12 protein-coding genes are annotated in these 14,630 nt (G+C 58.4%); 7 read left to right on the forward strand and 5 right to left on the reverse strand.

What is annotated here, in order from left to right:
- Nucleotides 1-13: 13 nt before the first annotated feature.
- Nucleotides 14-2,284: a 5-methyltetrahydropteroyltriglutamate--homocysteine S-methyltransferase gene (gene metE / locus LWH94_RS05825; protein WP_232901524.1), complete on the reverse strand. Its 2,271-nt coding sequence runs from the start codon at nucleotides 2,282-2,284 to the stop codon at nucleotides 14-16.
- A 111-nt stretch (nucleotides 2,285-2,395) separates the two neighbouring features.
- Here metE and LWH94_RS05830 point away from each other — a divergent pair, with 111 nt between their 5' ends.
- Genes LWH94_RS05830 through LWH94_RS05840 form a run of 3 tightly spaced genes read left to right on the forward strand, consistent with a single transcriptional unit; the run spans nucleotide 2,396 to nucleotide 4,929 of the window.
- Complete coding sequence (locus LWH94_RS05830) at nucleotides 2,396-3,286, forward strand: LysR family transcriptional regulator (RefSeq protein WP_094625532.1); 891 nt, start codon at nucleotides 2,396-2,398, stop codon at nucleotides 3,284-3,286.
- A 47-nt stretch (nucleotides 3,287-3,333) separates the two neighbouring features.
- Nucleotides 3,334-3,726: a glycine cleavage system protein GcvH gene (gcvH, locus tag LWH94_RS05835; RefSeq protein WP_153741312.1), complete on the forward strand. Its 393-nt coding sequence runs from the start codon at nucleotides 3,334-3,336 to the stop codon at nucleotides 3,724-3,726.
- Nucleotides 3,727-3,732: 6 nt separating this feature from the next.
- Nucleotides 3,733-4,929, forward strand: coding sequence for a class I SAM-dependent rRNA methyltransferase (locus LWH94_RS05840; RefSeq protein WP_232901525.1), 1,197 nt, complete (start codon nucleotides 3,733-3,735; stop codon nucleotides 4,927-4,929).
- A 92-nt stretch (nucleotides 4,930-5,021) separates the two neighbouring features.
- On the opposite strand, the gene LWH94_RS05845 is transcribed toward LWH94_RS05840, so the two are convergent.
- The gene (locus tag LWH94_RS05845; RefSeq protein ID WP_022989891.1) at nucleotides 5,022-5,678 is read right to left on the reverse strand and encodes an HAD family hydrolase; all 657 of its coding nucleotides are present in this window, start codon (nucleotides 5,676-5,678) and stop codon (nucleotides 5,022-5,024) included.
- Nucleotides 5,679-5,849: 171 nt separating this feature from the next.
- Here LWH94_RS05845 and LWH94_RS05850 point away from each other — a divergent pair, with 171 nt between their 5' ends.
- From LWH94_RS05850 to LWH94_RS05860, 3 genes are all read left to right on the forward strand, one after another.
- The gene (locus LWH94_RS05850; protein ID WP_022989890.1) at nucleotides 5,850-6,362 is read left to right on the forward strand and encodes an RNA pyrophosphohydrolase; all 513 of its coding nucleotides are present in this window, start codon (nucleotides 5,850-5,852) and stop codon (nucleotides 6,360-6,362) included.
- A gap of 29 nt (nucleotides 6,363-6,391) precedes the next feature.
- The gene (gene ptsP, locus LWH94_RS05855; RefSeq protein WP_232901526.1) at nucleotides 6,392-8,698 is read left to right on the forward strand and encodes a phosphoenolpyruvate--protein phosphotransferase; all 2,307 of its coding nucleotides are present in this window, start codon (nucleotides 6,392-6,394) and stop codon (nucleotides 8,696-8,698) included.
- An 87-nt stretch (nucleotides 8,699-8,785) separates the two neighbouring features.
- Nucleotides 8,786-10,027: a patatin-like phospholipase family protein gene (locus LWH94_RS05860; RefSeq protein ID WP_058341516.1), complete on the forward strand. Its 1,242-nt coding sequence runs from the start codon at nucleotides 8,786-8,788 to the stop codon at nucleotides 10,025-10,027.
- A 32-nt stretch (nucleotides 10,028-10,059) separates the two neighbouring features.
- On the opposite strand, the gene LWH94_RS05865 is transcribed toward LWH94_RS05860, so the two are convergent.
- Together LWH94_RS05865 and tnpA are read right to left on the reverse strand one after the other, a co-directional pair.
- Nucleotides 10,060-11,265 carry a Fic family protein gene (locus LWH94_RS05865; RefSeq protein ID WP_199456771.1) on the reverse strand — a complete coding sequence of 402 codons (1,206 nt, stop codon included), beginning with the start codon at nucleotides 11,263-11,265 and terminating at the stop codon, nucleotides 10,060-10,062.
- A gap of 317 nt (nucleotides 11,266-11,582) precedes the next feature.
- The gene (gene tnpA, locus LWH94_RS05870; protein ID WP_081697630.1) at nucleotides 11,583-11,999 is read right to left on the reverse strand and encodes an IS200/IS605 family transposase; all 417 of its coding nucleotides are present in this window, start codon (nucleotides 11,997-11,999) and stop codon (nucleotides 11,583-11,585) included.
- Nucleotides 12,000-12,020: 21 nt separating this feature from the next.
- Here tnpA and LWH94_RS05875 point away from each other — a divergent pair, with 21 nt between their 5' ends.
- Nucleotides 12,021-13,244, forward strand: coding sequence for an RNA-guided endonuclease InsQ/TnpB family protein (locus LWH94_RS05875; protein WP_232901527.1), 1,224 nt, complete (start codon nucleotides 12,021-12,023; stop codon nucleotides 13,242-13,244).
- A 51-nt stretch (nucleotides 13,245-13,295) separates the two neighbouring features.
- Here LWH94_RS05875 and hslU read toward each other — a convergent pair whose 3' ends face one another.
- Nucleotides 13,296-14,627, reverse strand: a complete 1,332-nt coding sequence (gene hslU, locus LWH94_RS05880; RefSeq protein WP_058341517.1) for an ATP-dependent protease ATPase subunit HslU — start codon at nucleotides 14,625-14,627, stop codon at nucleotides 13,296-13,298.
- Nucleotides 14,628-14,630: the final 3 nt, after the last annotated feature.

Raw genomic sequence — 14,630 nt, forward strand, 5'->3', positions numbered from 1 at the left:
CTGTGCGCGAGTGTCAGGCGCGCAGTGCTTGCGCAGCCGCCACCATCGTCTCCAGGGCCGGCGTCACTTCCTCCCACTTGCGGGTTTTCAATCCGCAATCCGGGTTAATCCACAGCCGCTCTGCCGGGATGCGCTCTGCCGCCAGGGTCATCAGGTTGATGATGTGGTCCTTGTCCGGAATGTTGGGCGAGTGGATGTCATACACGCCTGGCCCGATATCGTTCGGGTATTCAAAGTTCCGGAAGGCATCCAGCAGTTCCATATCTGACCGCGAGGTTTCAATGGTAATCACATCGGCATCCATGCGTGCGATGGCTTCGATGATGTCGTTGAACTCCGAATAACACATGTGGGTGTGGATCTGGGTGCCGTCTTCCACGCCATTGGCAGCAATGCGGAAGCTGTTGATAGCCCAGTCCAGGTAGGCTGCCCAGTCTGACTGCCGCAACGGCAGGCCTTCGCGCAGGGCGGCTTCGTCGATCTGGATGATGTTCACGCCGGCTTTCTCCAGATCCTGCACTTCCTCGCGAATGGCCAGGGCCAGTTGCAGGCAGGAGTCTTTTCTTGGCTGATCGTCCCGCACGAAGGACCAGTTCAGAATGGTCACCGGGCCGGTCAGCATACCCTTCACCGGTTTGTCGGTGAGAGACTGGGCGTAGCGGATCCAGTCCACAGTCATTGCCCTGGGCCGGCGAATGTCGCCAAACAGAATGGGCGGTTTCACGCAGCGGGAGCCATAGGACTGTACCCAGCCGAAGCGGGTAAAGGCGTAGCCATCCAGCTGTTCACCGAAGTATTCCACCATGTCGTTGCGCTCGGGTTCGCCGTGCACCAACACATCCAGCCCCAGTTTTTCCTGCTCTTCGATGCAGCGGGCGATTTCTGCCTGCATCTGCTCGGTGTATTGCGTGTCGCTCAGCTTGCCTTTGCGGAAGAGCAGTCGTGCCTGACGAATTTCCGCAGTTTGCGGGAAGGAGCCAATGGTGGTGGTCGGGAATGCCGGCAAGCCAAGGATTTGCCTTTGCTTGGCGATTCGCTGGGGGTAGGGGCTTTGGCGATCGCCCAGCTCTGGCGTTACTGCTGCAACTGCTTTTTGAACTGCAGGGTTGGTTACCCGGCTGGAGTTACGACGGCTTTCGATAGCAATTCGGTTTTCAGCCAGTTCGCTGCGCACGGCGGTGCGACCTTCGTTAAGTGCTTTTGCAAGCGTTTGCAGCTCATCGAGTTTCTGAACCGCAAAGGCCAGCCAGCTACGGATTTCGGTATCCAGCTCCTGCTCACGGGCCAGGTCGACCGGCACGTGCAGCAGTGAACAGGAGGGCGCCAGCCACAGGCGCTCGCCCAGCTTTTCGTTCAGTGGTTCGAGCCAGTCCAGAATATTGTTCAGGTCGGATTTCCAGATGTTGCGGCCATTGATCACGCCCAGCGAGAGAATCTTGTGGCTCGGCAGCCAGTCCGCCACCCGGCTGACTTCTGCCGGTGCGCTCACGGCATCAATGTGCAGCCCGGCCACCGGCAGTTCGCAGGCCAGTTGCAGGTTGTCCCGGAGTTCTCCGAAGTAGGTGGCCAGCAGCAGTTTCGGGCGATTGGCCTTGAGCTGGTGATAGGCCAGATTGAAGGCATAGCGCCAGTTGGCGTCCAGGTCGGTCACCAGGGCCGGTTCATCAATCTGTACCCAGTCAGCGCCGGCATCGGCCAGGGCTTCCAGCAGTTGCGAATACGCAGGCAGCAGGCGTTCCAGCAAGTCCAGCCGGTTGCTGCCATCGGAGGTTTTACCCAGCCAGAGGTAGGTCACTGGCCCGATGATGATGGGTTTGGTCTTAACGCCCTGTGCCTGCGCTTCGGCCAGTTGGGCCAGCAGTCGCTCAGGGTTCAGTTGAAAGCGGGTGTCGGCGGTAAACTCCGGCACAATGTAGTGATAGTTGGTGTCGAACCACTTGGTCATCTCGCCCGCCGCGGTGGCGCAACAGGGGCTGTCATTGGCGCCCCGGCCCCGAGCGGCGCGGAAATAGGCGTCCAGCTCCGAGCCTTGCTTGCCTGCGGCTCTCTCAGGCAGGTTGCCCAGTGTCACGGACATGTCTAACACCTGGTCGTACAGGGAAAAATCTCCCACAGGTACGAAGTCCAGCCCGGCCTGTTGCTGCCAGTGGTGCCGACGCAGGTCAGTGGCGGTGATTGCCAGCTCCTGCTCGGTTTGCCGGCCGGCCCAGTAATCTTCCAGTGCAAATTTCAGCTCCCGCTGTCCGCCAATGCGGGGGAAGCCCAGGTTGTGTGTGGTTGCCATGATCAAATCCTTGAATCTGTGTGTTGAGTCAGGAGCTAAGGTTAGGCGGGTGATTGCATGAATAAAAATGGTATTATTTCAACATTCAATGAACAAAATTCACGGATGGTCATGATCGAACGAAATCACCTGGAGATTCTGCGCGCTGTTGAACGGCAGGGTTCCCTGACGGCTGCGGCCGAACAGCTGCACCTTACCCAGTCGGCGTTGTCCCATGCCATGCGAAAGCTGGAGCAGCAGCTGGGTACGCCTGTCTGGCTTCGGGAAGGCCGCCAGTTGCGGTTTACCCAGGCCGGCAATCAGCTGCTGGGGCTGGCGAATAGGCTGCTGCCACAGTTTGAGCATGCAGAAATGCAGATCCGCCAGATTGCCAAAGGCCAGCGAGGCAGCTTGCGGGTGGGTATGGAATGCCATCCCTGTTACCAATGGCTGTTGAAGGTCGTCGGCCCCTACTTGCAGCAATGGCCGGATGTCGATGTGGATGTAAAACAGGAGTTCCAGTTCGGTGGCATGGGCGCGTTATTCGGCCATGACATCGACCTGCTGGTGACCCCCGACCCGCTGCACAAGCCCGGCGTGTGTTTCGAGCCGGTATTCGATTATGAGCAGGTGCTGGTCGTCCCCGAAACCCATCCGCTGGCGGGCGAGCACTGGGTAGAACCCCATCAGCTCGAGCAGGAAACCCTCATTACCTATCCGGTTGCGGTCGAGCGCCTGGACATTTTTACCCGGTTCTTCCTGCCCGCCCATACTGGTCCGGCTCGGCATAAAACCATTGAAACCACTGACATCATGTTGCAGATGGTGGCCGCAGGGCGAGGCGTGAGTGCACTGCCCCGGTGGCTGGTGGATGAATATGCCCGCAACCTGCCTATAAAAGCACTGAAACTGGGCCAGCAGGGCATGCCCAAACAGATCTTTCTGGGCTTCCGGGAGCGCGACGAAGCCGTGGATTACCTGAACGCGTTCGTGAAGCTGGCCCGGAGCATTCGCTGGAACTAATCTCTTCGGTTAAACTGCGCGGAAAATTTCAACAGGACACACAAATCATGAGCGACATTCCTGCAGATCTGAAATACATCGAGACTCACCAATGGGTGCGGGTAGAGGCTGACGGCACGGCTACCGTGGGCATCACCGACTTTGCCCAGGAGCAACTGGGCGATGTGGTCTATATCGGTGTGCCCGAGGTCGGCGTGACTGTAAACGGTGGTGAGGAAGCCGGTGTGGCGGAATCCGTTAAGTCAGCGTCTGACGTATTCAGCCCGGTGACCGGTGAGGTTATCGAGATCAATGAAAAGCTTGAAGACGAGCCGGAAATCGTCAATGAAGACCCGTATGGCGATGGCTGGATGTTCAAGGTGAAGCTGGCCGATGAAGGCGAGCTTGACGGCCTGATGGATGCTGCGGCGTACGCAGAACACGTGGCCGCTGAGGAATAATCATTGATGGACTTTCCCGTTCTCTACCTGCGCAAAGGCGCAGAACGCCGTCTCCGTGCCGGCCACTTGTGGGTATACAGTAACGAAGTAGACACCCAACGCAGCCCGCTGCCCGGGTTTGAGCCCGGCTCACAGGTGCAGGTGCGTGCTTCGAATGACAAGCCCATGGGTATCGCCTTTGTGAACCCTCATGCGTTGATTTGCGGCCGGCTGATCAGCCGGGATGCGGATCATGGCATGACACCGAAGCGGCTGACGGACCGGATGGAGACGGCGTTGAGTCTTCGGGAACGTTTGTTTGATAAGCCTTTTTACCGTTGGGTGTTTGGCGACAGTGATGGCTTGTCGGGCCTGGTGGTCGACCGCTTTGACGACGTGGTGGTGGTGCAAATCTCCACCGCTGGCATGGAGCAGATGAAAGACGCCATCGTGCGAGCCGTTCAGCGCCTGGCCCATGCCCGCATTATCGTGCTGAAAAACGATGGCAAGATGCGCAAGGTGGAGGGGCTGGACACCTACGTGGAATTTGCTCATGGCCCGGAAGCAGACACCGTGCTGGTAGAAGAAAACGGCGCCCGCTTTGAAGTGCCATTGGCTGGCGGCCAGAAAACCGGCTGGTTCTACGACCACCGCATGAACCGCCAGCGCCTTCAGGCCTATGCGCCCGGCAAGAAAGTGCTGGATGTGTTCAGCTACGTGGGTGGTTGGGGTATTCAAGCGGCTTGTGCGGGTGCCTCCCAGGTGACCTGTGTAGACGCGTCTTCATCGGCAGTGGATGCGGTGCATCACAATGCCAAACTGAACGGGCTGGAGAATGTGGACACCATCGAAGGCGATGCCTTCGACGCCCTGAAAGCCCTGGCGGACGAGAAAGAGAAGTTCGACATCGTAGTGCTGGACCCGCCCGCACTCATTCCCCGCCGCCCGGATCAGAAAGCGGGTGAACAGGCCTATGCTAGGCTGAACCAGCTCGGACTGCGCTTGCTGGAGCGTGATGGATTGCTGGTATCCGCATCTTGCTCCATGCATTTGTCCCAGGAAAAACTGATCGACATTATCCGGGGCAGCGGGCGCAAGATCGACCGGTTTGTGCAGCTGTTGGAGCAGGGCCACCAGGCGCCGGACCATCCGATTGTGCCGGGGATTCCGGAGACCGACTATATCAAGTCGTGCTTTGTGCGCTCTCTTACCGGGTTTTTGTGATCGCCGCCAGGGGAGAAAGGCGGTAGAGAAGGGTGGGGTCTGACCCGTAGGGTCAGACCCCTTTGTATCCGTCCGGGTTGGTGCACCAAGCCTTACCCCCGCAGCGACATCACCGCCCAGCCATTCTCGATAGCCGTCTTCTCCAGCGTCGGGTCCGGGTCCACCGCCACCGGATTCTCCACCTTCCGCAACAGCGGCAAGTCGTTGTGGGAGTCACTGTAAAACCATGCGCCGTCCAGGCTCTCGTTATGGGCGGCCAGCCAGTCATTTAGCCGCACCACCTTGCCTTCCTGAAAGCTCGGCGTACCTGCCACTTCGCCGGTGAACTTGCCGTTTACCAGCTCCGGTTCCGTAGCAATCAGGTGGTCTACGCCCAGTAATTCGGCAATCGGTTCGGTAATAAAGCGGTTGGTGGCGGTGATGATCATCAGCGTATGACCCTGCTCGCGGTGCTCTGCCAGCAGTTTCGCGGCCTTGTCTTGCATCATCGGCTGAACTTTCTTGGCCATAAAGGCTTCGCGCCAGCTTTCCAGCTCATCCATGCTGTGCCGGGTTAACGGTGCCAGTACAAAGCGCTGATAGTGGAAAACGTCCAGCTCGCCATTCAGGTATTCCTCGTAAAAGCGGTCATTGGCCCGCTTGTACTCTTCGGCATCTACCATGCCTTCTTCCACCAGAAACTCACCCCATGCGTGGTCGCTGTCACCATTGAGCAGGGTGTTGTCCAGATCAAAAATTGCGAGCGTCAAGCCGTTTCCTCCCATCGTTACAGGCTTCGTAGCAAGGCGCACAGTCTAGCATGACCTGCCGCCAACGGCTCCGTTTGCCGAACCCTTGGGATTCTGTAAGAATGAGAGCAACTTGGACAATTTCCGCCGGTTACAAATTAACCGGCAGCCGACTTTAACGAGGACTGTGCCGTGATCGACTCAGACGGTTTCAGACCCAACGTCGGAATCATTCTGGCCAACCACAGGGGAGAAGTTCTCTGGGCAAGGCGAATAGGGCAGGACTCCTGGCAGTTTCCGCAGGGTGGTATCAAGCACAATGAATCACCGGAAGACGCGCTGTATCGGGAGCTTGGAGAGGAAATCGGCCTCAGTGCCAGCGATGTGGAAATCATCAGCTGCACCCGGGGCTGGCTGCGATACCGTCTTCCGCGAAGGATGGTACGCCACAACTCGCACCCCGTTTGTGTGGGGCAAAAACAGAAATGGTTCCTGCTGAGGATGTTATCGCCAGACGCGCATGTACGCGTGGATGGCACGGATTCACCGGAGTTCGACGGCTGGCAGTGGGTAAGCTACTGGTATCCGTTGGGGCAGGTGGTCTCATTCAAGAGAGAAGTATACAGACGTGCGCTGAGAGAACTGGCTCCCAGACTGTTCCATAACATGGAACAGTGGCATCGGAGTGAGCAGAACCGGCGTTGAAGGAACATCAGAAATGACGGACTGACTCCATGCTGAGCATCCTGCGAAGTCTAGTACAAGAGGTGAACAGCGCCCGCGATCTGAACGAGGCGCTGGATATCATCGTATCGCGGGTGCAGAAGGCTATGAACACCGAGGTCTGCTCCGTTTATCTGCTGGACCCGGCCTCCAACCGTTACATCCTGATGGCCACAGAAGGCCTGTACAAAGATTCTGTGGGCAAGGTCAGCCTGGCCTATTCCGAAGGCCTGGTTGGCCTGGTCGGCTCCCGCGAAGAACCCATCAACCTGGAAGACGCCCCTTCCCATCCGCGCTACCGCTACTTTCCGGAAACCGGTGAGGAGCGATTCCGTTCCTTCCTGGGTGTGCCCATTATCCACCACCGTCGCGTACTTGGTGTGCTGGTGGTACAGCAGCGGGAAAGCTCCCGGTGCTTTGATGAAGGGGAAGAGGCATTCCTGGTCACCGTATCAGCCCAACTGGCAGGAGTGATCGCGCACAGTGAAGCCACGGGCGCGATCAGCGGCCTGTCGCTTACCGGTGAAGAAACCCAGGACGTCAGTTTCAACGGCGTGCCCGGTGCTCCGGGTGTGGCCATTGGCACCGGCGTAGTTGTGTATCCGGCGGCAGACCTGGACCTGGTACCCGAGAAGCCCACCGAGGAGATCGAGCAGGAACTGGGGCTGTTCCAGTCTGCTGTGCAGGCGGTGCGTGAAGACATCGAACGGGTAGCGAACCGGCTGGCGTCCCAGCTGCGCCCTGAAGAGCAGGCGCTGTTCGACGTGTATCTGCGCATGCTCAGCGATGAAGCCCTGCCCGGCGAGGTGGTCAACAAGATCCGCGAAGGCATCTGGGCCCAGGGTGCCCTGAAGCAGGTGGTTCAGCAGTACATCCGGCATTTTGAAATGATGGACGACCACTACCTGCAGGAGCGGGTGGTGGATATCCGGGATCTCGGCCGCCGCCTGCTGTCACATTTGCAGGAAGGTGAGCAAAAGCACCTGGAATATCCCGAACATACCATACTGGTCAGTGAAGAAATCACTCCGGCCATGCTCGGGGAAGTGCCCAAAGGCCAGCTTGTGGGGCTGGTATCCGTAAAGGGCTCCAGTAACTCCCACGTGGCCATCCTGGCCCGGGCCATGGGCGTACCCACGGTGATGGGCCTGGTGGACATTCCGGTGAACCAGCTGGATGGCAGGGAACTGATTGTCGATGGTTTCGAAGGGCAGATTTTCGCCTCGCCCTCAGCGGATCTGCGGGCCTTCTACCAGGCTATATGCGATGAAGAAAACGAGCTGATTCGCGGCCTGGAAGCCCTGCGGGACAAACCCTGTGAAACCACCGACGGCCACCGGGTCGCGTTGCTGGTGAATACCGGCCTGATGACCGATGTATTGCGGTCACTCTCCCATGGCGCCGAGGGCATTGGCCTGTACCGCACCGAAGTGCCGTTTATGATCAAGGATCGCTTCCCGTCCGAGCAGGAGCAGCGGGAATACTATCGGGAGCAGTTGGAAGCCTTCGCGCCCAACCCGGTTACCATGCGTACCCTGGACATCGGCGGCGACAAGGCCCTGACCTATTTCCCCATCCAGGAAGAAAACCCGTTCCTGGGCTGGCGTGGCATCCGGGTTACCCTGGACCACCCGGAAATTTTCCTGGTGCAGGTGCGGGCCATGCTCAAGGCCAGCGAGGGCCTGAACAATCTGCAGATCATGCTGCCCATGATCAGCAACATTTCCGAGGTGGAGGAGTCCCTGCACCTGATTTACCGGGTCTACCACGAGGTTCGGGAAGAAGGTTACGACATCCACATGCCCAAGGTGGGCGTGATGGTGGAAGTGCCGGCTGCGGTTTACCAGATTCGCGAACTGGCCGAGCGAGTGGACTTCCTGTCGGTCGGTTCCAACGACCTCACCCAGTACCTGCTGGCGGTCGACCGAAACAACCCCCGCGTGGCCCAGCTTTACCACTCTTACCACCCGGCCGTGCTGCAGGCACTCGTACGGATTGCACAGGATGCCCACTCCGTTGGCAAGCCTGTGGGAATCTGTGGCGAGCTGGCCGGTGATCCGGGCGGTGCCTTGTTGCTGATGGCCATGGGCTACGATTCCCTGTCTATGAACGCAGCCAGCCTGCCCAAGGTGAAATCGGTTATTCGCAGTATCGACCGGGAATGGGCGATCCAGTTGCTGGAAGATGTGCTGCTGCTGGACTCTCCCCATGTGATCAAGAGCTGCGTTGACCTGGCCATCCGAAATGCCGGTTTCGGCCGCTACCTGCGGCCGGTGAAGTCCTCTCCCGTTGCACTGGCGGAACAGGCCGTTTCCTGATTTTCCGGTGGTTATAGGGTGCGCACTCTAAAAACCGTTGTTAGGTTAGTAGGGTAAATTCGCTGCAGTAACCGTGAAGGACAGCCGATGAAGCAGTCGACCGAGCTTAAATCCGCACCACGCATAGGCCTAGCCCTTGGCGGCGGCGGCCCATTGGGCGGTATTTATGAAATCGGTGCCCTGCGGGCGCTGGATGAAGCGCTGGACGGCCTCGACTTCAACAATGTGGACGTGTACGTAGGCGTGAACTCCGGCTCCTTTGTGGCCGCCAACCTGGCCAACCAGGTGACCACCGCCCAGCTGTGCCGGATCTTTGTGCGCAACGAGGCCGAAGTGCACCCCTTCCATCCGGAAGTGTTCTACCGCCCGGCGCTCCGGGAATACGGTAACCGCTTGCTGGCCGTGCCGAAGCTGATCTCCACCGCCATCAGCCGTTTCGTCAACAACCCCTACGACCAGAGCCTGCTGGAAGCCATGACCATCCTGGCCCAGGCAGCCCCGGCGGGGCTGTTCGACAACGAAGGTCTTCATGATTACCTGCGCCGGGCGTTCACTATGCTGGGGCGTACTAACGACTTCCGGCAACTGAAGCACCGGCTGTATGTAGTGGCTGCCGATGTAGAAAGTACCGAAGCCGTGTGTTTCGGAGCGCCGGGTTTTGACCACGTGCCCATTTCCAGGGCGGTACAGGCCAGCACGGCCTCTCCGGGCTTGTATGTGCCGGTAGACGTAGATGGCCGGTACTATGTGGACGGCACCCTGAGAAAAGGCCTGCATGCATCCGTCGCTTTCGAGGATGGTGCGGACCTGGTGCTGGCGGTTAATCCGCAAGTGCCCATCGATGCCAGCGCCGCCGTGCGGGCCGGCACCATGCAGCCGGGCGATCTCACCCGCTCGGGCATGCCCAACCTGCTGTCCCAGATGTTCCGCACCATGGTTTATTCGCGAATGCAGTCGGGCATTGCCCAATACGCCCGGGATTACCCGGACAAAGACATCCTGCTGTTCGAACCCACCCGGGACGATGCCAAGCTGTTCTTCTCCAACGTATTCAGCTTCCAGAGCCGCCGCATGGTGTGCGAACACGCCTACCAGATGACAAGGCGGGACCTGCTCAGCCGGGCTGATGAGCTGGAACCGAAACTGGCGAAATACGGCATCAAACTACGCCGGGACCGCCTGGAAGACGAGCAGCGCACCATCTCCACCAGCCTGTATGGCGAACTGTTACCGCTGTACGTGGCCAAGGGCCGCAAGAAGCAAGCCGAGAAGGGCAAGCTGGCCAGCGGGCTGAGTAACGTTACCCATCTGTTTTCCCGGGCCCAGTAGGGCCTGTGGCTCTTTTGTCCTTTGATCGATAGTCAGATACCGGGAGCAAGCTGCGGGAAGTAGTAAGGTTCCGCATGTTCCGGGATTTCCCATTTCAGAGGGGATCGACTGCTGGTTTCACTCAGCAGCCCGTCGTCTTTCAACTGCTTGATGAGCCTTCGTGCTGTGCGGCTTTCGGACGCGCCGGTCATTTCCAGTGCGGTGGAGCGTTCGAGCGCGCCCTGAATGAAGGCCTGGAACAGAATCTGTGAAGCTTCCGGTTTCAGTGCTCCGTCAACGCCCGGAATTCGGCCTTCATTTCTCGCCTGAACATAACTGCGAATGCGTTTCTGCATCCCGCTAAGATCAAGCAAGCCGGCAATGTAAGCCACCTGATCCCTGGCAGTCTCAAGCATGAATCTGGCGAATAACGCCAATTCCGTTTCGCTGAGGTATCCTCGGCCATCATGGTTGCCCTGGCGAGGGAAGTCCGCGCGGGCCAGCTTTGCCTTATAGCTATCCGACTGCCGGGCAAGGCCCCGGCTAAGACACCAGACCCCGATACTTTCCAGCCCGGCTGCCTTCCATGCCGCGTCGGTCCAGAGCCGGATAACACGGCCATTGCCATCCAGGAACGGGTGAATCCAGAGTAGACGATGGTGGGCACACGCCAGGGCGATAAAACGCTTGTCGCCAGAGTAAAGCTTGCCCGAATAATGCTCGCATGCCTGAGACACAAGCTGTTCGATATGTTCCGCAGGCGGGGGCAGGTGCCGGCCGACTGTGACAGACTGTCTTCGGAACCTGCCTGGTTCTACCCATCGCTCCTCTCCGTTCCCGGATTTCATGATTCGAAGCGACTCGGGTAAATCCCGGTAAAAGCGCTCGTGTAACTCTCTCAGAAAGCCCGTTGAGCATACCCGGTCAAGATCCGGATTCTGCTCCTGAACCCAGTCCTGGACAGCAATGTGTGCGATAGATTCCAGCTGGTGGTCTCTGGCCACCGGATCGTGGCTGAAATCGCCCCGCTGGGCTTCCCGTATTTCATGGGGAAGGGTTCGATTACCTTCGATCAAATTCGAGTAGTAGGAATTGATCACCGCCATGTGCTTTCGGATAGTTACGGCCGTTTCGTCGGCCAGCCGGCCGGTCAGTTTGGCGGCTTCACGGTTCAGCGTGCTGGCAAGGTCCAGAAGCTCGTGCTTAATCAGCGCCTCTTCCTGCGGTACGAACGGGGCCAGGTCCATAAATGAAGTCATACACAGTCCTTGGTATATTCTGGTCGAGCTTTGTCAGGAGTGTCCGGTTTAATGTCCGCTTTGAAAGTTCCACAATGCCACAGTGAGTGCCCATAAATAAAGGTTTTGGTGTGAGTCGGTGGCAGGAGAGAGCTGCTTTTTAGGCGTTAAATGTCCGGTTTAAAGTCCGCTTTCTGAATGGCTGCCTGGCAAGCTGGCACAAAAAAGGCCGGACGGGATAACTCCCTCCGGCCTTTTGCTTACCCAACACACCGTAAAGCCCGGTCATTCATGGCGGGGATATAAGGTGAGAGCGGCGTCGCCGCTCCATTGGTCGGTTAGTGCGGTGTTTGTTGCTGCTCGATATATTGGCGAATGATCTCTATCGGCGCCCCACCACAACTGGACGCAAAGTAGGACGGAGACCAGAGCACGCCTTTGTAATAGAACCGTGAGGCGATATCAGGCCGCTCTTTGCGCAGTACGCGACTGGACGCGCCTTTCAGACTGTTCACCAGCGATGATACCGCCACCTTGGGCGGATAGTTCACCAGCAGGTGAACGTGATCGCCCTCCCCATCCATTTCTTTCAGCTCAGCATCAAAGCCGGCACAGATCTTTTCGAACAACTCCCGCAGGCGCTCGATCGCATCCTTGTCGAACACGGTTTTTCGGTATTTGGCGACAAAGACCAAATGAACGTGCATCACAAAAACGCAATGCCGACCTGTTCTTATATCGTTGATTTGTGTCATAGACCAAACTATAGTGGGGTTATGAAACGCCTGCAAGCCTTTAAATACGAACTCCGGCCCGATGGTCAGCAACAGCGCCTCATGCGCCGTTTCGCTGGCTCCTGCCGGTTCGTGTTTAACAAGGCATTGGCGCTGCAAAAGGAGCGCTATGAGCAAGGTGAGAAGAAGCTGAGCTATGCGGGTTTATGCAAAGAGCTAACCCAGTGGAAGCTGGATAGTGCAACCGAATGGTTAGCTGAAACCCCTTCGCAGGCATTGCAGCAAAGCTTGAAGGATCTGGATCGGGCCTACACCAACTTTTTCGCCAAGCGGGCGGAATTTCCCCGCTTCAAGAAGAAGGGTGTTTCCGACAGCTTTCGCTACCCTCAAGGCTGCAAGCTCGACCAGGCGAACAATCGCCTGTTTCTGCCGAAGCTCGGATGGGTGCGATACCGCAACAGCCGCGAGGTTCTGGGCACGGTGAAAAACGTCACCGTGAGTCAGTCGGGCGGCAAGTGGTTTGTCAGCATCCAGACTGAGCGAGAAGTGGAAACGCCGACCCCCAAGGGCGATGCCATTGGCATTGATCTAGGTGTGGCTCGCTTTGCCGCCTTTGATCGTCCCTTGCTGGCGTTTGAGGGCGAGGATCACCTGAAACCCCTTAACAGCTTTAAGAAGCACCAGGCTCGACTGCGCAAGGCGCAGCGGGCTTTGAGTCGAAAAACCAAATTCAGCAACAACTGGAAGAAAGCGAAAGCCAGAGTCCAGCGGATTCACGCCCAGATCGGCAACGCCCGCCGCGACTACCTCCACAAAGCCACGACCGCCATAAGCCAAAACCACGCGATGGTGTGTATCGAGGACTTAAAGGTGCGGAATATGTCGGCGTCAGCGGCCGGCACGCTCGATCAACCCGGGCGCAACGTCCGGGCCAAATCCGGTCTGAACCGGAGCATTCTGGATCAGGGCTGGTTCGAGTTCCGGCGCCAACTGGACTACAAGCTCCAATGGAGCGGCGGGTGGTTGGTGGCGGTACCACCCCGCAACACCAGTCGAACCTGTCCGGCCTGCGGTCATGTGTCGGCAGAGAACCGCCAAACCCAGGCCCAGTTCCACTGCGTGGATTGCGGCTTTAAGGAAAACGCCGACACGGTTGGCGCGATCAATATTTTAAGGGCGGGACACGCCCGGTTCGCCTGTGAAGTGAGCGATGCACCAAGGTCGCCAGCAGCAGGAACCCACCGAAGCGACTCAGCAGCGGCTTAACGCCGCCACTGAGCGCCGTAGGAATCGCCTTCCTTCAGGTGGGCGAGGATGTCAAAGGATATACCGGCTCAGGTCTTCGTCTTCGGCCAGCTCGCCCAGTTTTTCGTCGACATAGGCGGCGGTGACTTCGAACACCTCTGTAACCTTGTCGCCGGCATCGTACGACAGGCTTTCCAGCAGGCGTTCCAGCACCGTATGCAGGCGGCGGGCGCCGATGTTTTCGGTGGTTTCGTTCACCTTGTAGGCCACTTCCGCAATGCGGGCAATCGCATCGTCTGCGAACGTCAGTTTCACGCCTTCGGTGCCCATCAGGGCTTCATACTGTTGCACCAGAGAGGCGTCCGGCTCGGTCAGGATGCGCTTGAAGTCGTCCGGGGTCAGCGCTTGCAGCTCTACCCGGATCGGCAGGCGGCCCTGCAGTTCCGGAATCAGGTCAGACGGCTTGGACAGGTGGAACGCACCGGAGGCGATGAACAGGATGTGATCGGTACGCACGGCACCATACTTGGTGCTTACGGTGCTGCCCTCGATCAGCGGCAGCAAGTCGCGCTGTACGCCTTCGCGGGAGACATCAGACGAGGTGTTCTCGGAACGCTTGGCCACCTTGTCGATCTCGTCGAGAAACACGATGCCGTTCTGCTCAACGGCTAACAGGGCTTTCTGTTTGATCTCTTCCTCGTTCACCAGCTTGGCGGCTTCCTCGTCCTTGGCCAGTTTCAGGGCGTCTGCCACCTTCATTTTCCGGGTCTTACGCTTATCGGAAGACAGGTTGGAGAACATGCTCTGCAGCTGGTTGGTCATCTCCTCCATGCCGGGAGGCGCCATAATCTCAACGCCGGCGCCGCTGCTGCGCAGGTCGATCTCGATTTCCTTGTCGTCCAGCTCACCTTCGCGCAGTTTCTTGCGGAACATCTGGCGAGTGGCGGAATCGTTGCTGGTACGCTGGCTGTCTTCGTTGAAATCCCGCGCCGGCGGCAGCAGGGCATCCAGAATGCGGTCTTCGGCCGCGTCCAGGGCACGGTTTTCGTGCCGTTTCATCTCCTTCTCACGGAGCATCTTCACAGCCATATCCGCCAGGTCCCGGATAATGGACTCCACATCCCGGCCCACGTAGCCCACTTCGGTAAACTTGGTGGCTTCTACCTTCAGGAAGGGCGCGTCGGCCAGCTTCGCCAGGCGGCGGGCAATCTCGGTTTTACCCACACCGGTGGGGCCGATCATCAGGATATTCTTGGGGGTAATCTCGTCACGCAGGCTGCTGTCCAGCTGCATCCGGCGCCAGCGGTTACGCAGGGCAATGGCCACGGCACGCTTGGCTTCCTGCTGGCCCACGATGTGTTTGTTAAGTTCGTGAACGATTTCACGGGGAGTCATTGCAGACATGGT

The organism is Marinobacter sp. G11 (assembly GCF_021282325.1).
Lineage (GTDB): Bacteria > Pseudomonadota > Gammaproteobacteria > Pseudomonadales > Oleiphilaceae > Marinobacter > Marinobacter vinifirmus.

Bases quoted from the DNA above. Each gene is read 5' to 3' on its own strand.
- metE (WP_232901524.1), bottom strand. From the start codon at position 2,284: ATGGCAACCACACACAACCTGGGCTTCCCCCGCATTGGCGGACAGCGG.
- LWH94_RS05830 (WP_094625532.1), top strand. From the start codon at position 2,396: ATGATCGAACGAAATCACCTGGAGATTCTGCGCGCTGTTGAACGGCAG.
- gcvH (WP_153741312.1), top strand. From the start codon at position 3,334: ATGAGCGACATTCCTGCAGATCTGAAATACATCGAGACTCACCAATGG.
- LWH94_RS05840 (WP_232901525.1), top strand. From the start codon at position 3,733: ATGGACTTTCCCGTTCTCTACCTGCGCAAAGGCGCAGAACGCCGTCTC.
- ptsP (WP_232901526.1), top strand. From the start codon at position 6,392: ATGCTGAGCATCCTGCGAAGTCTAGTACAAGAGGTGAACAGCGCCCGC.
- LWH94_RS05860 (WP_058341516.1), top strand. From the start codon at position 8,786: ATGAAGCAGTCGACCGAGCTTAAATCCGCACCACGCATAGGCCTAGCC.
- LWH94_RS05865 (WP_199456771.1), bottom strand. From the start codon at position 11,265: ATGACTTCATTTATGGACCTGGCCCCGTTCGTACCGCAGGAAGAGGCG.
- tnpA (WP_081697630.1), bottom strand. From the start codon at position 11,999: ATGACACAAATCAACGATATAAGAACAGGTCGGCATTGCGTTTTTGTG.
- LWH94_RS05875 (WP_232901527.1), top strand. From the start codon at position 12,021: ATGAAACGCCTGCAAGCCTTTAAATACGAACTCCGGCCCGATGGTCAG.
- hslU (WP_058341517.1), bottom strand. From the start codon at position 14,627: ATGTCTGCAATGACTCCCCGTGAAATCGTTCACGAACTTAACAAACAC.